Below are 21,786 nucleotides of genomic sequence, written 5' to 3'. Positions count from 1 at the left end.
GGAGTAATATCCGAATTCAAACCCGCTTGGCACAAGCGAATTTTAGCGATAACTAAGTTTAGATCGATGAATGATTGCATGCCTGGGCGCGGAGAGGGCGCTTGAAACTGTTGGTACAAGCGTAGCTGAGTAAAGGGTAGGATGCCCGGGAGGAAGAGCGTCATGAACGACGTCGGTGCCAACAAGCTTATGCCGGATGCGTCGTTGTCCGCTAAGACGACATCCGTGGCCGAGTTTTGCACTCTGGAAGGCGTTCGTATCTGTATTATCGGATTGCGCGGCGTGCCGGGTGTGCCCGGCGGTATTGAAACGCATGTCGAGCAACTCGCTCCAGGATTAGTCGATAAGGGAGCGGAAGTTCACGTTTTCGCTCGAGAGAATTATGTGGCCGGCAAGATACCATATCTTTGGCGTGGCATTACCGTTCATCCCGGCTGGGCGCCGAACAATATGCGCCTGGAAGCAATCGTTCACACGCTTTTTGCGCTTTTCAAGGCCAGACTGCTCAAGCCCGATATCGTCCATATTCACGCTGTCGGCCCTTCCCTCGTGGCGCCCTTGGCACGTCTGATGGGGTTGAATGTGGTTTTTACCCACCACGGCTACGACTACGATCGGGAAAAGTGGAACGCGGTCGATAAGAAAATCCTGCGACTTGGGGAATGGGCAGGCATGCGCTTTGCGCAGGGGCGTATCGTTATTGCCAGACATATAGCCGACGCCATGCAGGCCAAGTTTAAAAGAGACGTCAAGTTCATTCCGAACGGGGTTCAGGTCGATCTCAGTGCGGTTGATAACGGCATTCTAGAGACGTTCGACTTGACCAAAGGTCGCTACGTTCTGCTTGTGGCACGTCTTGTGGCGGAAAAGCGTCAGACAGATCTGATCGACGCGTTCTTGAGTGCTGATCTGCCTGACACGAAGCTTGTTCTGGTGGGTGGTGGTGACGCGCGAAGTGGCTATGCTGAGATGTTACGCTCGCGCACCAAGGCTAATCCAAACATCGTTTTGACGGGCTCACAATCGGGTGCTCAACTCGCCGGTCTTTTCGCCAATGCAGGCCTTTTCGTCCTGCCGTCGAGCCATGAGGGCATGCCGATCGCACTACTTGAGGCTATGGCATATGGCCTTCCAGTGTTGGCAAGCGATATCGAAGCAAATGTCGCTCTCGAGTTGGATCCGTCTTCCTACTTTCCGCTTGGCGACGTATCCGCTCTGTCACGAGCTATGCGCGTAAAACTTCTGGAACGGCAAGAGTCCTCGCCAAAACCGGCTGAGGCGCAGGACACCGGTAGCAAGATCATGTCGCGGTACAATTGGCGGACGATCTGCGAGCAAACCGCAGCGCTCTATCTCTCCGTACTGAAACGCCGTTGACGAAGCCTATGTTCGCGACCTTGCAGGCTGTCTCGAATCAAAACGTCCTGTAGCAGTTGAACGATAGGCGCGTTGAGGCGTTGCTTCACAATAGCAACCTCGAGGAGGACTGGGGTGGTTTTCGATGCGCAAGAGGCACGATGCAGGTTTGGTGACAGTCACACGACGGTCGTTCTGTGGCAGCGCTTCGAGGTAGCGCATCGCCAAATGTTCGACTCTCTCGATGCTGCTCTGGTCTTTCTGCGCAACAACATGTTTCGCCCCACGCGTACAGAACTTCACATCCATCGCGGCGGCCATGACATACTGATCACAGGCGAGGAACTGGCTCAACTCGTGGAAATGCAAACCGAGCCAGAGGCGTGACGGCTCTATGCTCAACTGCCGCTTCCAGTTTTGCTTGACCAGTGTGGTCTAGCCGAGTGTGCTTTCCTGAGTTCCCACTGTCATCATGTTGCCGCGCCAAGACACGGATGAGCCCATCCAGCTTTTTGCCCAGATGATCGGCAGAAGGGCGTCACGCATTATCATGGCTGGAAGGCTGGCCCAGGAAACGTGCCAGCCTTTTGCCTTTGCGAGGGCCAGTTCCGGCAGGTACATGATGCTCGGAACAGCAACCGCAACGGCAAGCAATGTCGTGGCATCAACATCTGCCAGGAAGCCTGATGCCAGCGCCAGACACAGCGCAGGAAAGGCGCCGACGAGAATTTCCGGGGCGAAGAAATGCGGGAAGGTCACTCGACGCAGCCTCGCCCAACGTGTTTGTCTAGACCATATGTCCTCGAAGCTCCGCTTGCCGAGCGGCTGTTCGAAGGGAGAGGGAACAAGGTGAACTTTCAGGCCGCTCGCACGAACGAGTTTGGTTGCCGCCGCGTCTTCCGCGATCTCCGCACCCAAGGCCTCAATGCCGCCAAGCGAATCCAGCAGCGGCTTGTTCCAGAGCATCGTCTTACCTTGGGCGAAGCCCTGTCCCAGAGTTTCTGCTGCATATTGATAACGGCACTGAAAAGTATTGAGGAAGGTGCATTCGAGCTCGGACCATATGTCTTCTGGACGCGATCCACGTGGCGGAGAGCAAACAAGCCCACTATCACTGCGCCATGCCGCCATGAGTGTCGATATGTAATGCTGCGGCACCAGCACGTTTGAATCTGCCAGAATGACCCACTCGTGGCTGGCAGCCCGCCAGCCTTTCACACAATTGTTGAGCTTGGGATTGGCGCTGATCCTGTCATCGCCGATGAGTATTCTTGCTCTGATGTGAGGGAAGAGGGCGATATTGGATTTGACTTGGGGAATGACCGGGTCCAAGGGATCCGCGACGCAGAAAAGAATTTCGTAATCCGGCCAGTCGAGACGAAAGGCGCTCGGAATTGTCAGAGCCGTGAAATTCTCTATGCCGCGCAGTGGGATGACGAGCGATACGGGTGGTCGGCTTGTTCGAGGCACCGCCGGAGCTTCATCTAGCCGGACACGAAAAGCCGTCAGAGCAATACTCACCAAATGCACGAATATGAGCGCAATCGCCACTGCGGCCAGGATGATATCCATTTGCAACCAGCTCCAACCTCCGGTTCATCGACCCGGCGTTCCTGTCCATATCGCAACTATAACGCATTCATGACAGGCGCATGTCATGAAGGGTATGACTGTCATATACCCTTCATTTCGTTGTGGACGGGCTGGCTTGTCGCACCTACCGTTCGGTGCGCTTTATCATTTGACCTATCGTGTCATTCCCCAGACATATCCCGCCAGTGCAGCCAATCCGAGGGCAGACAGCGGGTGCTCGCGAACCTGATCGGCAATCGTCTGTCTGACCGAGCGGATCTCCCGTCCAGCAATCCTGCCTGAGGCCGAAACCGTCGGGGTGTGGGAGCGTGCTCGTACCGCAGCAAGCGCTTCGTCAACCTTGGGTGTGTCTTCCATGTCGTCCGTATTCTCAGACGTGATGGTCGGCGTTGCGGTCGTTGTCATCGTATGGGAAACGGGATCGGATGCGGGAAATGTGTCCTCCAGTCCCTGCTGAAGTTGCCCATCGTCCGAGCGTTGTTTCGCCTGCTCGTCGTGAAGCGACGAAACAGCGGGCGACGTGGAGTTTTGGTTGGACATGTCGGTTCTCCGTCAAGATTGATCTTAATTTCGTGCCGGGTGCAATTCACATCATGATCTCGCCGCCCGTCACGGGAATGACGGCTGCGGTCATGTAACTGCTGCGCTCGGACGCAAGCAGAACATACGCACCCGCGAGCTCTGCAGGTTGTCCCGCCCGCCCGATCAAGGTCTGTTCGCCAAACGATTTGGTCTTTTCCGTTCCCATGGTCGAAGGAATGAGGGGCGTCCAAATGGGGCCTGGGGCTACCGCATTGACGCGAATGCCTTTCTCGGCAACCATTCCCGCCAGTCCAGCGGTAAAGTTCAGGAGCGCGCCCTTCGTTGAGGCATAGGCCAAAAGATGCGGCGAGGGCTGTTTCGATTGAATGGACGCCGTATTGATGATCGAACTTCCTGCCTTCATGTGAGGTACGGCTGCTTTCGAGAGGTAGAATGGGGCGTAAATGTTGGTCTTGAAAGTTTCATCCCATTCGGCGGCATCGATATCGCCAATATCCGCATAGGTGCGTTGAAATGCGGCATTGTTGACCAAAACATCTATTTTGCCGAATTCATTGACTGTGCGCTGCACCAGCGACTTGCAATGTTCTTCGGAGGTGATGTCGCCAGCGATCGCGATCACTTTACGACCCGCGTCCTCGATCCACTTCACCGTGTCGCGTGCATCCTCTTCTTCGTCGAGATAGGAAATCACAAGATCGGCGCCCTCACGTGCGAAGGCGATGGCGACGGCTTTTCCGATGCCTGAATCCGCACCGGTTATGAGAGCGACCTTACCCTCCAGCAAGCCGCTGCCTTTGTACGATTCTTCACCGTGATCAGGCTTGGGGTCCATTTGGCGCGTCGTGCCGGGCGGTGTCTGCTTCTGTTCCGGGTAGGGTGGCGTGGGACGGCGAATATCGGCGGTCATCTATGTGCTCCGTTGCTAGGTATGAAGCCCAAACCCGATTTTGGCGTTACAGTTCCCCGATTTTAACCCTTAGCCGAACGCAACGACTGTTCTTCACATTAAACGCGTATTCCTCACAGCTAAGTTTTAGCGGTCACGAACTGACCGAAGCGGAGGGCAGGGAGAGCGCCCGTCTGGCCAAGTCGTCGGCGCTTTCGTTCCATTCCAGTCCTGCGTGCCCCTTGCACCATTGGACGCTGATCATTTCGTTTTTTAAGAGGTGCAGGTCGATCAATTTCCAGATCTCCATATTGGCGACATTCCTGCTCCGGCCGCTGCCGTTCGGCGCCCGCTTTCTCCACCGGTTCGTTCTCCAAATGTGGCGCCATCTGTTGCAACCATTGACGGCATAGACGGAATCCGACCAGATGATCGCGACCTCCCCTGCAGCGTTCTGCTCTAGCCAGCGGGCAGCCTCGAGTAACGCGGCGATTTCGGGCTTGCTGCTGTCGGCACATATCAAACTGCCGTGATGGCGGGTAACCTCGGCATTGTCGCGCACAACGAGCACCCCCCATCCGCCTCTTCCCTCGGTAGGGTCATAGGAGCCATCCACATAGAGGTGAAACTCAGCTGGTACGGTTGGTCCGGTGTTTACCAAAGGAGTGACCTTTCTAAAGGCTGAACATCGATATTGAGCGTGAGCGTTTTGTCGTGTCTGGCCACTGTTTGTCTATTCTTTCAAGAAAACATGAAGGCTGATTCCAGATTGCCCATTTTCGCATCAATATTCGCCCGGCAATATCGTCTATCCCGGCCAAGGTATGCAAATATGCATACCCCTCTTGCGATAAACGGCATTTATCTCAGGGAAGGGACAGAATATACATTGGTCATCGAAGCGATGCACCTCCTCCCGCAGAGCTTCGATACGCGAATGTCCTTATCCTCCTCCCAAAGGGCATTTGCTGGAATGGCAACACTCCTCCTCCCAGTTGCCATTCGGTTCTTTTCGAAAGCCTGCCGCACCTCCTCCCGCGGCAGGCTTTTTCGATTCAGGCGGTCTTTTTCTTGCGTATGGTCAGGAAGGTCACCACCGCCGCCAGAAGCCCGTACATCGTCCATTTGAACGGAATAACGTCCGCAGTTTCTCTTCGGATGGGTAAAACCGCGATGGTGCCAGGCGAGGATTCATAACCTGGCTTGCCTTCAGCCTTCGCCTGCTCGATCTGTTGTGGTGAGACCACCCATTCGGCGCCTTGCGATTTGTCGAGCATCATGAATGCGGTCCCAACCGCGATGCCGACCACGAGGGCGATAATCAAGCTTCTTAAATTCTGCATGTGTTACTCCTGATTGCACGGAGTGTCTATTTTTCTCGTCGTCCCTATGCAAGCCGATGACAACGGGAATATCGCCTGTCATTTTGGCCAGCGTCACTGTAGGGCCAGAGTAAGTCTAAAGCGCGTGTCGATCTTTGAGGACGCTCACGCGCTTTAGGGTTTTGCTTTATTGCAGCTGATGTCGCGTAGTTGTTATACGCTTTTTTGGCGACCTGCTTTTAGGCGCGGTAATATGGAACGCCGCTTGGTAGGCGGCGATCACGCACCATTACTTCTGCAGGAAATTAAGCAGATCCGAGGTGAGACGCGGACCGTCCGTCTCGCTCAATCCATGGGGAGCTCCGTCATATTCGATGAGGAGTGATTGTTGGATACCTGCTGCCGCGGCGCGCGCCGACGCGTCAATCGGAACAGTCTTATCGGACGTTCCGTGGATGATGAGCGTTGGTACGCGGAAATGAGGCATGTCCGGGCGAAAGTCCGTGGTCGCGAAGGCTTGGGCGCAGGCGAGGGTCGGTTTCAGTCCTGCGGTCATAGCGATTGCCGTAGCCGTGGCGATGACCTCATCGCTGACAGGCTGGGAAAGCAGTCCGACACCGAAAAACTGCGGAAAGAATGTCGACTTGAAGAAATGTGCCCGGTCTTTCTTGATGCCGTCGGCAATCTCGTCGAAAACCTTCTCCGGGGTTCCTTCGGGATTATCCTCCGTTTTCAGCATGTAAGGAACGACAGACGCAATCAGCGCTGCAGAGACTACGCCTTTTCCGCCATGCCTGCTCATATAGCGGGCGACCTCGCCGCCACCCATGGAGAAGCCGACGAGGCTCGCATTTTCTGTCGCGCCGAGCGCCTGCATCACATCGGCAAGATCGTCTGCCAGGCCATCATATGTGTAACCGTTCCATGGTTGACCGGATCTGCCGAAGCCGCGCCGATCATAGGCGATCGCCCGGTAGCCGGCCTCGGCTAGCGCCATGGCTTGAGCATCCCACATATCTGATGAGAGTGGCCAGCCATGCAGCAATATGACCGGGCGTCCTTCACCCCATTCCTTTACGTAGATATCTGTGCCGTCGCGCGTCTTTACATAGGCCATATCGATCTCCTTTTCTGGCTGGAGTGAACGGCTGTTTGAAGCGGCGGTTCCTTATGAGAGCAGATATCAGATCGTCTGCGCCAATTCTGGCCGATATCTGAACGGCGGGAGAGCCCGCGGTATCAATATGTTTTGATACCGCTTTTAAAATATCGCAATTTCGCCCCAGAATAAGATAAGAGGCGTATGTGGAATAATAAGGAACATGTCGAGATGCGCTTGAAGCCCCTTTTCGTCGGCCTTCTCATCGGAGTTGCCTCTGTCGCGCAGGCACGCGAAGCCTCCCGCCTGCCTGTGCTGGAGCCGACTGCACCCCAGGCTGAAGCGGCCCTTCTCAGCGCACAGTTTCTTGAGCGTTATGCCTACCGTCCGGTGCCGCTAGACGATGCGCTCTCGATCAAGATCATGAACAAGTATATCAAGTCGCTCGATCCCGACCGCATGCTGTTCACACAGGCCGACATCGAGAGTTTTGCCAAGCAGAGCAAAAAACTGGATGACGCGATCGTCGACAAGAATCTTAAGATTCCCTTTTCGATGTTCGATATCTACAATCAACGCGTGACGGAGCGCATGACTTATGCGCGCAGTCTGTTGAAAGACGGCTTCGATTTCACCGTGCAGGAAGATTATCCGCTGTCGCGCGAAGAAGCGCCCTGGGCGAAGACTGAAGAGCAGGCAAACGAGCTTTGGCGCAAGCGGGTTAAAAGCGACTGGTTGAGGCTGAGGCTTGCCGATCAGGACGATGCGAAGATCCGCGACACGCTCGACAAGCGCTACAAGAATATCCTCGACCGCGTCGATACCTACAAGGGTGATGACGTGTTCCAATCTTTCATGGCGGCTTTCACCACTGCGGTCGATCCGCACACGGATTATTTCAGCGCCAAGGCATCTGCTGAGTTCGACATTTCGATGAAGCTCTCCCTCGTCGGCATCGGTGCCGTGCTGCAGGAACGTGATGGCTATACGACGATCCGGGAACTGGTTGCCGGTGGCCCGGCTCAACTGTCCGGCAAGCTTGCCGTCGGAGATCGTATCATCGGCGTCGGTCAGGGCGAAGAAGGGTCGATTAAAGAGGTCGTCGGTACGCGTCTCGATGAAGTCGTCCAGATGATTCGTGGTGAGGTCGGGTCGGTCGTGAGATTGGACATTCTTCCCGCCGATGCCGGCAATGCCAGCGGACACCGGGTCATCAGTCTGGTGAGAGATAAGGTCAGCCTGGAAAAACAGGCGGCAAAGAAGTCCGTCGTTCCGGTTAAGCTTGGAGACCGGACTTTGAAGATCGGCGTCATCGCTTTGCCGACATTCTACGAGGATTTCGATGCGCGCCGCAACGGCGACAAGGATTACAGGAGCGCCAGCCGCGACGTCGAGAAACTTCTTGGCGAGTTGAAGCAGGAGCAGGTCGATGGCATCGTGGTAGACCTCCGCGATAATGGCGGCGGATCGTTGACGGAGGCTATCGATCTGACTGGCCTGTTCACCGGCAAAGGTCCGGTTGTCCAACAACGCAATGCCGCCGGCAAGGTAGAGGTGGAAAGCGATAACATCGCTGCCCCGGTATGGGACGGACCGCTCGGTGTTTTGATCAATCGCGGGTCGGCTTCAGCGTCGGAGATTTTTGCCGCAGCGATTCAGGATTATGGCCGCGGCGTCATCGTCGGTGATCCAAGCTTCGGTAAGGGAACTGTGCAGACGGTGGTCGATCTCGACAAGGTGGCGGGCAAGCAAGAGCCAGAGCTTGGCCAGCTCAAACTTACGATTGCGCAGTTCTTCAGAATTGATGGTGGGACGACCCAGTTGCGCGGTGTGACGCCCGATATCGCTACCCCCGGCGTGCTCGACCCAAAGACTTTGGGCGAATCGAGCTACGATAACGCATTGCCCTGGACGACGATCAAGCCCGCCAAGTACAGCAAACTGGGCGATATGGCCGGCCTCGTGCCTCAGTTGGAAAGCCGTCACGAAGCGCGGGTGAAAGACGATAAGGACTATCAACGCTTTGTCGCCGATGTGGCAGAGTTGAAAGCGGAGCGGGAAAAGAAGACTATATCTCTCAACGAGGGAGAGCGTCGCAAGGAGATGGCGGCTGTGGCTGCCAAATTGAAGGCGCGTCAGGATGAAGGTGGAGACGTCCTTCCGAAAGATGATGGTCTTCAGGCAAATGAGCGCAGCCTCAGCGCCAATCTCGCGCTCGAAAATGCGCGCAAGAATGCCAAAGACGTTCTCCAGACCGAGGCGGCTGCCATCGTAGCCGATGTGGCCGATCTCGCACCAGGAAAACAGCGGGCCGCGCGATAATGTCAGAGCCGGGTGTGTGAGCGGGTCATCCGCCCCGTTTCTCTCGCCACTGAACACGAACTGGTTGCACGGATATTCTTCATCCGGGCGATTTCCCAGCTCGATGCCGAGGTGCGTAGGGCTAACGCGTAAATGCGTTAACCCTGTCGAGATTATCGTTCTGACCGATAACAGTCCGTGAAGGGTCGCTGATATAGATTTGTTGCGTGTTGCAAACGGAATTTCCTATGACGACGCGCTTCAATCATGCCAGGTTTATCGGCCCCATCGCCATTATCGTGGGGCTGTTGTTGCTCGGCCTTGCCACTGTTCTTTATTTCGGTGCGACACGGCTGGATGCAGAAGCGCGTGAACGTCAGGAAACGCTTGTCAGGCGCAATGTCGCGACGTGGATTTTCGACACGGAAGTGGCGCTGACATCTTGGACAATCTGGGATGAAGCGATTGAAAAGCTTAACAATAATTTTGATCTCGACTGGGCGGAGCGCAATCTCGGCAAGTCCATTCTGGGAACGTCGAGCGTTCGTTCTCTCGTCGTAATCGATGGCAGCGACAAGATCATCTATGCCAAGACGGCGGATGATTTTAGCGACCACTCTTTTTTAAAGAGAGGCCCTGATGCCCTCTTGGCGGCGGCTCGTCCGCTTCTGGATCTCGTTCGCGTGCACGAGCATCAACCAAAGAAACAGGGCATTCCCGCCAAGATCGCTTTCAGCAGGATGGAAGTCGTTGGCGATGATGCCCTTTTGTTGACCGCCAGCCTCTTCCAGGCAGATATCGGAACGGTGGTGCCAACTACGAGTCACGCTCCTATTCTCATCTCGGCCATTCCTATCGCGGGCAACCTTCAGACGTTTTTTGGTGAGCGCTTCATGCTCGACGATGCGACGGTCGAACCCGCAGCCTCGGTAACGCCTGGGCGCGCGTCCGTGGAAATAGCAACTGCACCAAACGGCCAGGTACAGGTTTTGTCATGGCACGCGGATAGTCCGGCGCACGATCTGCTTCGTCAATCCCTTCCAATCGCAGCGGTGACTCTCTGCATCTTTGTCGCGAGTTGCATTTTCGCTATTTTAACATCGCGCCAGGCATTGAAGATATTGTTGGATGCCGAACGTCGGATGCGTCATGCAGCGACACATGATTTCCTTACCGGTCTTGCAAACAGAACTCTCGTATCGACCGAGTTCAGCCGACTGTCGCAGCAAGGGCCGCTGACCATCGTCTGTATCGATCTCGATGGTTTCAAGGCAATCAATGATCGCTTCGGACATGCTGATGGAGACGACGTTCTGAAACAGGTCGCGGAACGGCTGCGCGCCGGATGCGGGAAGGACGATATCTGCTTCCGGTTGGGAGGCGACGAGTTCGCCGTGATGATGCCGAGGGTTGTGGAAGAGCAGGCTGAGATACGATGCAAGCAGATCGCGGCGTTGATTTCCAAACCTTACGAGGTCCACGGGACGATCATGACTGTGGGCGCGTCCTATGGAATAAGCAGAGTGCTGAACGGAGAAATCTCGCCAGATCCGGTCTTCAAGCGTGCTGACGAGGCGCTCTATATTGCCAAGCGTTCCAACCGGGCCGTCGCATCTTCCTTCAGGAATGAGGTCGATCTAGCAGCCTCGTCCTCATGATGCTCGTCGCGCAACGATCTATAACGATCTGCTTCAACTCTCCATGAGCACGGTTTTTAAAGCCCTGACGACCTGAGCGCTTGTTCGTCTGCGCTGTTGCGGCGCAAAGCCGAATTCCACCAGGAGTTCCTCTTCGTTCGATGAGGCGCTACCGGAGGCATGGATTTCATTGAGGCCGGATGACGCAAGAAGCTCGGGCACCAGTTCCACGCTGACGCCGCCACCCGGCATGACGGCGATGCGTCCGGCTGCTTGTTCCGCCAGCCTTTGGATAGTTGCTATGCCAAGTGACACGCTTTTTGCTCCTCCGGAGGTAAGAATGCGCGATATGCGAAGTTCGATTGCGGTTTCAAGCGCTTCGACCGGATCGTCCACCATATCGAAAGCCCGATGCAGAGTGATATCCAGACCCTTTGAGGTTTCGATCAATCTTTCCAGCACCCGCCGGTCCAGTTTGCGATCGTTGGTAGTGGCACCGATAACGACACCCGGCAGCCCAAGGTCACGTGCCTGCGCAATGTCGGCTTCCATGATGGCGACATTGGAGGCATCATAGACAAAGTTGCCGGCCCTCGGTCTGATCAGGGGGTAGACCGGGATCGGACTGATGCGCTGCGCATATTGCATCAGGCCATAGGGCGGGGTCAGTCCACCGACGCCAAGTGCCGAGCAGAGTTCGATGCGGTCAGCGCCACCTTCGATGGCTGCGGCGAGACCCTCTGCGCTATCGACGCAGATTTCGAGCAACCGCCCGCTTCGATCAGCCATGATGTTCGCTTTCCTTCTGGTGCCGTTAAAGTGACGTCCGTCGTGTTGGATGCACAACGGGCATTCTATGCTCTTTAATCTAGATATCGTGACTTGGGAAAATCGATTCCGCTTTTCGCGCGGGCGGACGGTTGTGGAGAAATGCGAGCAATGCCACGCCGCACAAACCCGCAAAGGCGCCGAGCATCGCCGTGTGAGAATAATCGCTGAGAGCGGTCCCCGCAGAAAAGAGCAACGAGCTCAAACCTCCGCCTAGAAAAATGTTGACGGCAATCAGAGAGCTCCCAAGACCTGCACGCCTTGCGATCAGATTTTGCAGATAGGTAATTGGGAGGGAAATGATGCCAGCCGCCCCAAGACCGGACAGCGGGGTGAGGAGATAGACCGTCATGGGGTTGCTCGCCAATCCAAGGCCCAGCATATAAACGCAATAGATAAGTGCACTTGCACCAATGGCGACCGCCGCAGACGTCTTGGTTTCAACCCATCCCCAAAAGAAGATAAAGATGATTTCGAGAAGCGCAACGATACCGACGATTGCGCCAACATCCGAAGGTTGGCCTCCCGCCTTTCCTGTCACGACCAGCGGCAGGACAATGCCGTTGACATGGAGCGTCGACGAAATCAGCGCAATGGCAAGTACGAAGGGCCAGATTGCGCTTGATCCGAGATGGCGAATGGATGCGAGAAAGGCATAGCCAGGCTCCGTTCGTTCGGTATGCGCTATGCTTTCCTCTCTCATGAACTGAGCAAAGAGAAAGAAGCAGAAGGCACATGCTAGCGCTGCCAACAGGAACGCGGAAAGCATACTGGTTCTGCCAGCCAGTGCGTAACCGACGATGCCTGGAACCAGCACCCAGGACAGCGAAATCGCGGCACGTACGGCGGAGTTGACGGCGATCAGTTCTCGCGGCGGCATGCTGACACAGCTTGCACGCACATAGGCGAAAATCAGAGAATTGAGCGCGCCATAGATCGGGATTGGAATGAGCAGAGCTAGCGCGAAAGTCCAGATGGTGGGAAAGGCGAAGACCACGCCATATCCCAAGACACCGGATATGCAGGCTCCCAGAATGGGTAGCTTGTAATGTCCGAGCCGGTCCGAAAGGATGCCCATGCTGATACTGGCCGAAACGTTGACGAGGGCAGCAACGAAACTCAGGATTGAGAACCCGGCATCCGTCAGGCCGAGTTCGCGAATGCCAATCAGCGACATGTAGGGCGCGGTCGCTGCTCCGGTAAATCCAAAGACGAATATACCCGCAGCGGAAAGCCGCAGCTGGCTGTGTCGATAAACAAAAGGCAGTGCCGACAGCATGGATCGTCCAGTAGCAGGGTCAGCCTGCGAACACGCAGGATCGATGAAGTATGGGAGCGCTCGGCTATAATCGGGCGCGGAAAATGATCTGGCCGCCGGCGTTAATACTCTGCTTTCAGGGTATTAACGCCATCGCGCCGAGGCATTCGCAACCGGGGTATAATCGAAATCCTTAGCGAAAGGAAATATCGGTTGCACCCTGCGCTCTGACGGTAATTTCTCGATATCCTGATTGATGACGCCATCCGTCAGAGCCATCAGGTTCGGGTTGGAAAGGGGTTGAAGCTCCGGCGACAGATACCCGGATTTTACCACCAGCAACCTCAGCTTGGCGGGATCTATGCCATGGCGGGTAAAGTCCGCGATATTGTGGTAGGGGCGACGACGTGCGGCCAGAATGAGGGTGTTGCCGCCAATCTTCACCACTGCCTGCCGTTCGGCGGCGGGCCCTGGGTCGTCAAGGCTGATGATCTCTGCTCCCACTTCAATAAAGGGGCTGGCCGGGTCCAGCGAGCCGCCGATCTTGAGGCTCAGCGTCTTGCCGACGCCTGCAGCGAAGCAGGCCTCTACCGCCGGGCGATCCGTGATGCCGCCAATGACGGCACCCTCGAAGCCACGAATGATGAGCGATTTCAACACGTCGGCACGATCGCCAACGCCACCACCGGTAGGGTTGTCCCCGGAATCGGCAAGAATGACCGGCTTCGTGTCGGCCTTTTCAGCCAAGTCGAGCATATCGTCGAGGTCACCGGTGACGGGACCGAAGCGAAAATCCTGCCTTGCCTGCCAGTAGGAAAACGCAATCTCTTCCGCCGCTCGCTTTGCCGCCTGATAATCGGAGCCCGTCACCACGGCGCAGGCCGTCGCGCGGGGCTCGTCCGCCCAGACATAGCCGACCATGAGATTGGCATCCCACACACCATCGATCCGGTCATGCTCCGGCAGGCGGTGGTAGAGCGATTTGGCCGGCTCGTCTTCGGTCGAGGTTTTCTCGCCCGGCAGCAGAACCGGGATCGGCGCCCAGGCGACACCTGGCTTTTCTCCCGTTTTCAGCGTCCGGACGAGCATCGACCAGGCCCGTTCCATCGTTTCGCGCACATCGATATGCGGGGCTGTACGGTAGGCCGCGAAGATGTCGATTTGATCGACGATCTTCTGGGTGACGTTTCCGTGCAGATCGTAGCTGACGGCGAGCGGAATATCCGGCCCGATGATAGAGCGCGCATTAGCAATCCAGTCGCCTTCGGCATCGTCCATGCCCTCGACATTCATTGCGCCATGCATGGCAAGGTAAAGACCATCAAGGGGCAGGGTTGCCAGCAGCTTTTCGGAAAACTCTTTTCTGAAGCCTTCATAAGCAGCGCGAGAGACCGGCCCGCCTGGGATTGCACGGGCGTGAAGGAGTGGATGGATTTCCACATCCTCGGTTGGCAGGAAGCTGAAATACTCCGCGCCCGTCAAATCGTCGCCGCGCAACACGCGGAAATCCTCCGGCTGCATCAGAACCGGAGAATAGGTGGAGCACTCCGTATGAATGCCGCCGACTGCTATACGTAACACCATCGAAATGTCTCCTGTCACAGCGTAGGGCTGAGGCGCACGAGCGCCGAGAAGCGATTCCAATCCTTGCGCTCACGTGGCGTCCATGCGGCTTCCGCAACTGCTGGCAGGCGCGGGAAGACCAGATGGTTGAAGTAGTCGCGGTTGAGAAAATGTTCGGTCCAGATGCAGGCCTGTACGCCACGAAGGCGCGGCTTCAGGTTTTCGGGAAAATCGCCCACCGCCTCATAGTGATAAGTGTGGTGGGGTGGGACGGTCCCGGCCCAGCTGGCGCCGGGCTCCTGCCAGGCTTCGTCCTGCACCATGTCGAGATAATAAGCCTGTCCCGGCGTCATCACCACGTCGTAGCCTTCTTTGGCAAGCGCAACGCCGACTTCGGGTGCGCGCCATGCCATCAGCAAGGTACCGTCAGGATTGACGCCGCCACCGTGGGAAACTTCGTCCCAACCTGCCATGCTGCGGCCTCTGTCGGCCAGCATTTTCTGAATTCGTTTCATGAAGTGGCTCTGTAATCCGAAGGTCCCGTCGAGCCCTTCATTCTCCATCAGCTTGCGGGCGAGCGGTGAGGCCATCCAGGTGTTGTCGGCCACTTCGTCGCCACCAATATGGATGAGCTTTGATGGGAAGAGTTCGACCATTTCATCGAACACCTTGCCGAGAAACACATAGGTCTCTTCGATCGCAGGATTGAGCGCGTTGTTCGGGAAGCCTTGAACGGAGCGATAGCTGTCCGGTGCTTCCTGTCCATCGACCAGTTCGGGAAGAGCGGCGAGAATGGCCGTGCTGTGACCGGGGATGTCGACTTCCGGCACGACTTCGACATTGAGCTCGGTCGCATGGGCGATGATGGCGGTAACGTCGGCCTGGGTATAGAATCCTTCCACTGGTTTGGCGGCATTTCCAAGCTGCGGCAGCATAGGCTCGTCCGGTCCACGTCTGACGCCGACGGTGGTCAATTGCGGATAGGCACGAACCTCAAAGCGCCACGCCTCGTCATCGGTCAGATGCCAATGGAACACGTTCATCTTGTACCAGGCGAGAATATCAATGAGACGGAGCACGTCTGACACCGGAGAAAACTGGCGCGACACATCGAGATGACATCCGCGCCAGCCGTAACGCGGTTCGTCCTTGATGGTGCCGGACCCGGGGAAGCGAAAGAGCGCGGCGTTTCGGCGCGCACCATCATGAAGCTGTGCAAGCGCTGTCAGGCCATACTGACGACCGGCATCGCCGCCAAAGGAAAGCAAGATTTCATCCTCGGCGAATGTGAGCGCATATGCTTCAGCGGCAAGTGAATCGCTTTGCTGGAAACGAACTGCCTTGCCCTGTTCAACGGCGGCCAGCGAGAACGGTTGATGGGCCGCGGAAAAAAGGCGGCGATGGAGGCCGAGCACAGTGTCCATTGCTTTCAAATCGGCAAGCGCGCTGCCCTCTGCCGGATACATGGCAACAGGCGTTTCACCGGCTTGCACATTCGCCTGCTTGGGCCAGGGCAAAAGGGAAAATGGCTCGGTGACACGCCCTTCCGGCAGTAGCGGCTTTTGCGGTTCACTTGGCCTTCCTTCCAACATCAGGTCAGCAACGTCGATCGTGTGATGGGTGTTGTCGGAGAATGTCAGATAAGCGGATTTCGCTCCGTCTGTCCTATGTTTGGCAGGCCGCCAAAGGCCGCGCACGGAAAAGCGCCAGCTCGCACCCGGCTCCAGAACGAAACCAGAAGGCGGCGCGTATTGGTGGAAATTGGCGTTGCGAAGCAGGAAGGTCGCATTCTCGCAAACCGGATTGTCCATGACGCGGGTCAGCGCGGTGTAGGCGAGTTTGAAGTCGCCGACCGGCTTGTCTGTCAGATTGATGAGGGTAAAGGCGAAGCCGCCTGACGCATCACCTTCGATAGGATGCCATGCGTTTTCGAGGCGAAATCCGGTCTTGCTCATCGTCGTTCCCTTGATTTTTATGCGTGTTCAGTAGTGTTCGGATTGAGAGAAGGTGTGCGCCAGCTCAGCCTGGCCCGCCGTCAGCCCGCAGTCGACCGGCAAGCAGACGCCGGTGATCGCCGCTGCCTGTTCGCTTGCCAGAAAATGGACGGCATTGGCGACATCATGCGTGGTCGCGATGCGGCGCAGTGCGTACCAGCGTTTCACATCTTCGAAGACGTTTGGATTGGCTTCGGCGCGCGCTTCCCAGGCTTGAGTGCGCACGGTTCCGGGTGCCACGGCGTTGGCTCGGATCCCGAATTTTCCGTATTCGACCGCGATCAACTTTGTCAGATGGATCAAGCCTGCCTTCGTGGCGCTGTAGGCTGGATGGCCAAAAACCGCCATGCCGTTGACGGAGGCAATGTTGACGACGCACCCTTGCATGTCCTTGAGGTCCCGCTCCAGAGCGCGGAAGGTCAGGAAGGCAGCTTCCAGGTTGAGGCTCGAATCCATTCGCCAGATTTCCGGCGTCGTGTCGTGCAGCGAGACAGCACGGGCTGCACCGGCATTGTTGACGAGGGTTACCACCTTGCCGAGCTTTTCGAGTTGCAACGCCAGAGCTGCGAGACTGTCCGTGCTGGTGACATCCGTCGCGATAGCGACGTAAGACGATCCGCCGCCAAGCGTTGCCACGGCGTTTTCCAGCGCGTGTACGTCGATATCGACGAGTGCGATCAGGTCATGGCTTTCTGCTAGCCGGGCTGCAATGGCGCGTCCGATATCGCCGGCAGCACCCGTGACCACGGCGATGTGCTTCTGGGTCGTCATGTCGTCAGTCTCCCAATATCTGGCGATCGTCCCCGCCATCGCGATGTTCCAGCAACTGCTGCTTGATCTGGCGCAGCGTGACGGTGGAGTGTTTGCGGTTCTTATAGGCGACGAGGCTTGCAATCACGTCGATCACCGCAAGATAGGCAAAACGCGTCGAGGTGGGGCGATAGATGTTATCGCCCTCGGGCAGATCGATGCCTATGACATGATCCGCAAGCTTTGCTAGCGGGCTTTTCACTTGAGTGAGCGCGATGGTTCGAACGCCGTTTTCTTTAGCCAGCTTGAAGGAGCGCATCAGTTCCTGGTTGCGTCCCGAGAAGGATGACCCGATGATCACGTCACCCTCTTTGGCCGCCGCAGTCAGCATCAGCTGCATATTGTGGTCGTTGCTGGCGGTAATACGGGTGCCGAGGCGAAAGAGGCGGTTCTGCAATTCCGTCGCCACCATGGACGAATTGCCGCCGGAGCCGAAGGCATAGACCATGGTCGCGGCAGCGATCCGCTCGGTCACAGCATCGAGCACCTGTGGATCGAGCGCACGGTGAACCATAAAAAGCGCATTCTGCGCCTTGGTGATGATGTCTTCGGCGACATCGACCGCCGACGTGCTCTTGGCCTCGGGGTTCAGATAGCGCACGCCGACAAACGCCGTTTTAGCGAGACGCACCTTGAAATCGGCGAAGTTTTGACAGCCGAGCCTTCGGCAAAAGCGGGTCACGGTCGGCGGAGAGACATCCGCTTTTTCAGCCAGCTCTATGATCGACGCGCCGACGGCGAAGTCGAACTCGTTCAGCAATATCTCCGCGATGCGCTGTTCGGATGGTGAAAACTGCGCTCTCTCATCCTGAATGGTCGCAAAGATATCCATTGGACAGCGCTCAGGACTTAGGTTTGTAGGCGATGCAGTCGATTTCGACTTTGCAGTCCACCATCATCGATGCCTGGACGCAGGCGCGTGCTGGCGGATGTTCGCCGAAATAGCTCTGATAGATGCGATTGAAGGTCCAGAAGTCACGCGGATCGTCCAGCCATACGCCGCAGCGCACGACATGCTCGACGCCATAGCCCGCTTCGTGCAAAATGGCGATCACGTTCTCGATGGTCTTGTGAGTCTGTTCGATGATCCCGCCGGAAATGATTTCGCCATTCTCCATGGCGACCTGGCCGGAAACATGCAGCCAGCCGTCCGCTTCGACGGCGCGTGCAAAAGGAAGGGTTTGTCCACCTGCGCCGGACTTCTCAGCGCCGTATCGTTTGATGCTCATGTGACGGGCTCTTGCAAATTATTTTCGTTATTCATTGACAAGTGACCATAGAAAACGGATTTTTGCCAGAGTTTTTTGGTTGTCATGAAAATAATTTAGATACGGAGCCTTCGGATGCGCGATCCTTTTCTCAATCCGTTTCCTGCCTCGGATGCTGCGCGGCATTCCATATGGGAAATGCTTGTGCCGCGCGATATTGATGCGTTTCTGGCCGCAGACTGGTCGATGGTCGCTGGCGATTTCGTTGAGGAGGGGTTTATCGGCATCAGCGGCAATCGCGAGCCGAACCCGGACAAATGGACTCTGGCGTTCCCTGATCTGCCCGCCTATCGGGACGAGTGGTTGAAGCAGGCACGCGAATTTGCCGAGGGAAGCTACGGCGAAGATCCACGCACCGCCATCTTTACCACCACGACCCTGGAAGAAATCGAAATTTCCGGTGATACGGCGCTGGTTCGCAAGAAGTTCGACGGCGGCATCAAGAAGCCCGACGGCTCGGTCGATGTGATGAAGTGGCAGACGCTCTATTACTGCCGTCTGCACGAGGGCCGCTGGAAGATTTCTGGCTTCACCGGTTATCTCCCAAACCCTATGGGCCAGTAAACGTCCCGCCCTTCAGCAAAAAGGCCCAAGTCCTTGCGCATCTTTACCGCGGCTCTCGCCACAGAAACCAACACATTCGCGCCAATCTGCATCGATAGGCGGGCGTTCGTGGAATCGCTATACGCCCCTCCGGGCCAGCACCCGGCAACGCCCACCCTCTGTACAGCGCCGATTACCGTCGGACGCGCCGTTTGTGCCACAAAGGGATGGACGCTGATCGAAGGAACAGCTGCCTGGGCGGATCCTGCTGGCCTGATCAACCGTCAGGCGTTCGAAAGTTTGCGCGATGAAATTCTCGATCAGCTGCGGGCTGCTATGCCCGTTGATGCTGTGGTGATGGGTCTCCATGGCGCCATGGTGGCGGATGGATATCTGGACCCGGAGGGCGATCTTCTGGCGCGGATCCGCGAGATCGTTGGACCCGACGTTCTGATATGCGCGGAACTAGATCCGCATAGCCATCTGACGCAGAAGCGCGTCGATGCCGTGAACTTCTTCGTCGTCTTCAAGGAATTTCCGCATACCGACTTCGTCGATCGCGCAGAAGATCTGTGGCGGATCGCCGTGGATACGCTGGAAGGTCGCGTCAAACCGATCATGTCCGTATTCGATTGTCGCATGATCGACGTGTTCCCGACCTCGCGCGAGCCAATGCGCGGCATTGTCGATCGCATGTTTGCCCTGGAAAAGCAGGATCCAGAGGTCCTGTCGCTATCGGTTATCCATGGCTTCATGGCGGGCGATGTGCCGGAGATGGGAACGAAGACGATCGCGGTCACCGATGGCAATGAAGCCAAGGGGAAAGCCCTGGCGCGCTCGATCGGGCTTGAGCTCTTCGATAAGCGTGGCACCTTTATGATGCCGCAGATCGGTGAGGCCGAGGCTGTGGCGCTTGCGATGAAGGCGGATACCTCTAACGGACCCGTGGTCATTGCCGATGTGTGGGACAATCCAGGCGGAGGTACGGCCGGTGACGCCACGGTGCTCCTGCGGGAACTGATGGCGCAGGGTGCGTCAAACGTCGCCGCCGGTCTGGTTTGGGATCCCATTGCAGTGCAAATCTGCATGGCGGCAGGCGAGGGCGCTGAAATCCCGTTGCGCTTCGGGGCAAAATCCGCACCCAATACCGGTGACCCGATCGACGCCTTGGTCAAGGTGGTGAAGGTCGCCTCCAATGCTGAGATGAAGTTTGGCGACAGCATTGCCCCGTTTGGCGACGCAGCGCACATTCATTTTAACGGCATCGACGTGATCCTGGGCACGGTGCGGGTTCAAAGCTACGACCCGTCCCTCTTTACAGCCCTTGGCATAGATCCTCTGTCGAAGAAGATCCTGCTGATCAAGTCGACCAACCATTTCTACGCGGCTTTCTCCAAGATCGCGTCGAAGATCCTCTATTGCTCCGCTGGCAAGCCTTATCCGAACGATCCTGCGACGAATCCATACCGCAGGGTCCGGCGCGACATCTGGCCAATCCTGCAGGACCCGCATGGGCACAAGGCGGCCTGAGAAGTCGTTCATAGTTTTGAGGGCAGCGGCGGTTTTCTTTCGTTGCCTATGCGCATGATGACATCAGTAAGGGTGTTTCCTACAAACAAGGAAACACCCTCAAATTTTTGCTATTCGTCTTGAAACCAAGCTCAAGCTAGAACAGGCATTTCCTGTGTCTTCCAGTCGATGCGACGTTCCAGCGCATTGCCCTCGCCATCGAACAGATGGCAATCCGCACCGTTGATCGCGACCGAGACGGGCTGCTCTACCGCAACCGGTGCAGAGCCTGGAAGCAGGGCGCACCACTGCTGGCCGGAAGAGAGTGTGGAATAAGAAATCGTATTGATGCCGAGCCTTTCGATGACGGTTGGCACCGTGGTAATGGTCATGTCGCCGGTGCCGAGGCTTAAGTGTTCCGGGCGAATACCAAGTGTCAGCGTATCGCCAGCGCGGACCTGGCCGCGCGCAACCGGCACCGTTAGCTGCTTGCCTTCGTAGGCGATGGTTACGCCAGTGTCCGAAGCTTCCACACAGGTGACGGGCAGGAGGTTCATCTTGGGATTGCCAATGAAGCCCGCAACGAAGAGATTATCCGGCTTGTGATAGAGCTGAAGCGGCGAACCGACCTGGGCGATAGAACCACCGTTGAGTACGACGATGCGGTCCGCCATGGTCATGGCTTCGACCTGGTCATGTGTCACATAGATCATAGTTGCTTTCAGCTGGCGATGAAGCTTCGTCAACTCGATCCGCATGTCTGAACGCAAAGCCGCGTCGAGGTTCGACAGAGGCTCATCGAAGAGGAATATCTTCGGTTCACGGACAATGGCACGACCAATGGCGACGCGCTGGCGTTGGCCGCCTGAGAGCATACCCGGTCTCTGCTCCAGCCGATGCTCGAGCTGGAGGATTTTGGCGACGGCATGAACCTTTTCGCGGATTTTATCTTCCGCCATCTTCTCCACACGCAATGGAAATGCGATGTTCTCGAAGACCGTCATGTGAGGATAGAGCGCGTAGGACTGAAAAACCATGGCGATGCCGCGCTCGACGGGCGGCTTGTCGTTGACGCGGATACCATCAATGACGATGTCGCCGTCGCTGATCGATTCCAGGCCAGCAATCATGCGCAGCAGCGTTGATTTTCCGCAGCCCGATGGGCCGACGAAAACGACGAATTCTCCATGCGGAACATTTAGTTGCACGCCTTTGAGAACTTCAAAGTCGCCGTAGAATTTTTTCACGTTGTTGAGATGAAGCTGACCCACGA

At 56.7% G+C, this 21,786-nt stretch carries 20 protein-coding genes; 6 read left to right on the top strand and 14 right to left on the bottom strand.

The window, feature by feature from the left end:
* The first annotated feature begins 162 nt into the window (after positions 1-162).
* Positions 163-1,377 (top strand): glycosyltransferase family 4 protein, encoded by a 1,215-nt coding sequence (locus tag QZ869_RS18570; protein ID WP_296106485.1) that lies wholly within the window; start codon positions 163-165, stop codon positions 1,375-1,377.
* Between the two features lie 114 nt (positions 1,378-1,491).
* Positions 1,492-1,743 (top strand): hypothetical protein, encoded by a 252-nt coding sequence (locus QZ869_RS18565; RefSeq protein ID WP_296017421.1) that lies wholly within the window; start codon positions 1,492-1,494, stop codon positions 1,741-1,743.
* A 48-nt stretch (positions 1,744-1,791) separates the two neighbouring features.
* On the opposite strand, the gene QZ869_RS18560 is transcribed toward QZ869_RS18565, so the two are convergent.
* The 6 genes from QZ869_RS18560 to QZ869_RS18535 all read right to left on the bottom strand — a co-directional run bounded on the left by QZ869_RS18560 (position 1,792) and on the right by QZ869_RS18535 (position 6,820).
* Positions 1,792-2,928, bottom strand: a complete 1,137-nt coding sequence (locus tag QZ869_RS18560) for a ceramide glucosyltransferase (protein WP_296106482.1) — start codon at positions 2,926-2,928, stop codon at positions 1,792-1,794.
* Between the two features lie 174 nt (positions 2,929-3,102).
* Positions 3,103-3,489, bottom strand: a complete 387-nt coding sequence (locus QZ869_RS18555; RefSeq protein ID WP_296080553.1) for a hypothetical protein — start codon at positions 3,487-3,489, stop codon at positions 3,103-3,105.
* 46 nt (positions 3,490-3,535) lie between these two features.
* Positions 3,536-4,402, bottom strand: coding sequence for an SDR family oxidoreductase (locus QZ869_RS18550; RefSeq protein WP_296106480.1), 867 nt, complete (start codon positions 4,400-4,402; stop codon positions 3,536-3,538).
* Between the two features lie 133 nt (positions 4,403-4,535).
* A complete protein-coding gene (locus tag QZ869_RS18545; protein WP_296106607.1) occupies positions 4,536-4,997 on the bottom strand; it encodes a ribonuclease HI in 462 nt (153 codons plus the stop codon).
* 439 nt (positions 4,998-5,436) lie between these two features.
* Entirely contained in the window at positions 5,437-5,724 is a 288-nt protein-coding gene (locus QZ869_RS18540; protein WP_296106477.1) for a hypothetical protein, read from the bottom strand.
* Positions 5,725-5,992: 268 nt separating this feature from the next.
* Positions 5,993-6,820 (bottom strand): alpha/beta hydrolase, encoded by an 828-nt coding sequence (locus QZ869_RS18535; protein WP_296106476.1) that lies wholly within the window; start codon positions 6,818-6,820, stop codon positions 5,993-5,995.
* Positions 6,821-7,033: 213 nt separating this feature from the next.
* On the opposite strand from QZ869_RS18535, the gene QZ869_RS18530 reads away from it, so the two are divergent.
* Together QZ869_RS18530 and QZ869_RS18525 are read left to right on the top strand one after the other, a co-directional pair.
* Complete coding sequence (locus QZ869_RS18530) at positions 7,034-9,124, top strand: carboxy terminal-processing peptidase (RefSeq protein ID WP_296106473.1); 2,091 nt, start codon at positions 7,034-7,036, stop codon at positions 9,122-9,124.
* 227 nt (positions 9,125-9,351) lie between these two features.
* Complete coding sequence (locus QZ869_RS18525; RefSeq protein ID WP_296106470.1) at positions 9,352-10,761, top strand: diguanylate cyclase; 1,410 nt, start codon at positions 9,352-9,354, stop codon at positions 10,759-10,761.
* 33 nt (positions 10,762-10,794) lie between these two features.
* Here QZ869_RS18525 and QZ869_RS18520 read toward each other — a convergent pair whose 3' ends face one another.
* The 7 genes from QZ869_RS18520 to QZ869_RS18490 form a co-directional block, all read right to left on the bottom strand.
* Positions 10,795-11,529 (bottom strand): copper homeostasis protein CutC, encoded by a 735-nt coding sequence (locus QZ869_RS18520; protein WP_296106466.1) that lies wholly within the window; start codon positions 11,527-11,529, stop codon positions 10,795-10,797.
* Between the two features lie 79 nt (positions 11,530-11,608).
* On the bottom strand, positions 11,609-12,847 hold the full coding sequence (locus QZ869_RS18515; RefSeq protein ID WP_296106463.1) for an MFS transporter: 1,239 nt from the start codon (positions 12,845-12,847) through the stop codon (positions 11,609-11,611).
* 123 nt (positions 12,848-12,970) lie between these two features.
* Positions 12,971-14,410 (bottom strand): M81 family metallopeptidase, encoded by a 1,440-nt coding sequence (locus tag QZ869_RS18510; protein WP_296106459.1) that lies wholly within the window; start codon positions 14,408-14,410, stop codon positions 12,971-12,973.
* A 14-nt stretch (positions 14,411-14,424) separates the two neighbouring features.
* On the bottom strand, positions 14,425-16,344 hold the full coding sequence (locus tag QZ869_RS18505; protein ID WP_296106456.1) for a family 20 glycosylhydrolase: 1,920 nt from the start codon (positions 16,342-16,344) through the stop codon (positions 14,425-14,427).
* A gap of 27 nt (positions 16,345-16,371) precedes the next feature.
* Complete coding sequence (locus QZ869_RS18500; RefSeq protein ID WP_296106454.1) at positions 16,372-17,154, bottom strand: SDR family oxidoreductase; 783 nt, start codon at positions 17,152-17,154, stop codon at positions 16,372-16,374.
* 4 nt (positions 17,155-17,158) lie between these two features.
* Complete coding sequence (locus QZ869_RS18495; protein ID WP_296106451.1) at positions 17,159-18,025, bottom strand: MurR/RpiR family transcriptional regulator; 867 nt, start codon at positions 18,023-18,025, stop codon at positions 17,159-17,161.
* 10 nt (positions 18,026-18,035) lie between these two features.
* Entirely contained in the window at positions 18,036-18,422 is a 387-nt protein-coding gene (locus QZ869_RS18490; RefSeq protein ID WP_062424125.1) for a RidA family protein, read from the bottom strand.
* A gap of 114 nt (positions 18,423-18,536) precedes the next feature.
* Between QZ869_RS18490 and QZ869_RS18485 the strand changes: the two genes are divergently transcribed.
* On the top strand, positions 18,537-19,025 hold the full coding sequence (locus tag QZ869_RS18485) for a hypothetical protein (RefSeq protein ID WP_296017377.1): 489 nt from the start codon (positions 18,537-18,539) through the stop codon (positions 19,023-19,025).
* A gap of 33 nt (positions 19,026-19,058) precedes the next feature.
* The gene (locus QZ869_RS18480; RefSeq protein WP_296039620.1) at positions 19,059-20,534 is read left to right on the top strand and encodes a M81 family metallopeptidase; all 1,476 of its coding nucleotides are present in this window, start codon (positions 19,059-19,061) and stop codon (positions 20,532-20,534) included.
* Between the two features lie 131 nt (positions 20,535-20,665).
* Here QZ869_RS18480 and QZ869_RS18475 read toward each other — a convergent pair whose 3' ends face one another.
* Entirely contained in the window at positions 20,666-21,784 is a 1,119-nt protein-coding gene (locus QZ869_RS18475) for an ABC transporter ATP-binding protein (RefSeq protein WP_296017624.1), read from the bottom strand.
* Positions 21,785-21,786 lie beyond the last annotated feature (2 nt).

It is taken from the genome of uncultured Agrobacterium sp., assembly GCF_913777885.1.
GTDB lineage: Bacteria > Pseudomonadota > Alphaproteobacteria > Rhizobiales > Rhizobiaceae > Agrobacterium.
Note: the sequence above shows the minus strand (reverse complement) of the source record. Positions and strands in the feature narration are given on the sequence as shown.

What these genes read in the sequence shown, in the direction of transcription:
- QZ869_RS18490 (WP_062424125.1), bottom strand. Translation starts at nt 18,422, where the DNA reads ATGAGCATCAAACGATACGGCGCTGAGAAGTCCGGCGCAGGTGGACAA.
- QZ869_RS18530 (WP_296106473.1), top strand. Translation starts at nt 7,034, where the DNA reads ATGCGCTTGAAGCCCCTTTTCGTCGGCCTTCTCATCGGAGTTGCCTCT.
- QZ869_RS18520 (WP_296106466.1), bottom strand. Translation starts at nt 11,529, where the DNA reads ATGGCTGATCGAAGCGGGCGGTTGCTCGAAATCTGCGTCGATAGCGCA.
- QZ869_RS18515 (WP_296106463.1), bottom strand. Translation starts at nt 12,847, where the DNA reads ATGCTGTCGGCACTGCCTTTTGTTTATCGACACAGCCAGCTGCGGCTT.
- QZ869_RS18495 (WP_296106451.1), bottom strand. Translation starts at nt 18,025, where the DNA reads ATGGATATCTTTGCGACCATTCAGGATGAGAGAGCGCAGTTTTCACCA.
- QZ869_RS18525 (WP_296106470.1), top strand. Translation starts at nt 9,352, where the DNA reads ATGACGACGCGCTTCAATCATGCCAGGTTTATCGGCCCCATCGCCATT.
- QZ869_RS18500 (WP_296106454.1), bottom strand. Translation starts at nt 17,154, where the DNA reads ATGACGACCCAGAAGCACATCGCCGTGGTCACGGGTGCTGCCGGCGAT.
- QZ869_RS18555 (WP_296080553.1), bottom strand. Translation starts at nt 3,489, where the DNA reads ATGTCCAACCAAAACTCCACGTCGCCCGCTGTTTCGTCGCTTCACGAC.
- QZ869_RS18485 (WP_296017377.1), top strand. Translation starts at nt 18,537, where the DNA reads ATGCGCGATCCTTTTCTCAATCCGTTTCCTGCCTCGGATGCTGCGCGG.
- QZ869_RS18505 (WP_296106456.1), bottom strand. Translation starts at nt 16,344, where the DNA reads ATGAGCAAGACCGGATTTCGCCTCGAAAACGCATGGCATCCTATCGAA.
- QZ869_RS18535 (WP_296106476.1), bottom strand. Translation starts at nt 6,820, where the DNA reads ATGGCCTATGTAAAGACGCGCGACGGCACAGATATCTACGTAAAGGAA.
- QZ869_RS18570 (WP_296106485.1), top strand. Translation starts at nt 163, where the DNA reads ATGAACGACGTCGGTGCCAACAAGCTTATGCCGGATGCGTCGTTGTCC.
- QZ869_RS18560 (WP_296106482.1), bottom strand. Translation starts at nt 2,928, where the DNA reads ATGGATATCATCCTGGCCGCAGTGGCGATTGCGCTCATATTCGTGCAT.
- QZ869_RS18540 (WP_296106477.1), bottom strand. Translation starts at nt 5,724, where the DNA reads ATGCAGAATTTAAGAAGCTTGATTATCGCCCTCGTGGTCGGCATCGCG.
- QZ869_RS18510 (WP_296106459.1), bottom strand. Translation starts at nt 14,410, where the DNA reads ATGGTGTTACGTATAGCAGTCGGCGGCATTCATACGGAGTGCTCCACC.
- QZ869_RS18550 (WP_296106480.1), bottom strand. Translation starts at nt 4,402, where the DNA reads ATGACCGCCGATATTCGCCGTCCCACGCCACCCTACCCGGAACAGAAG.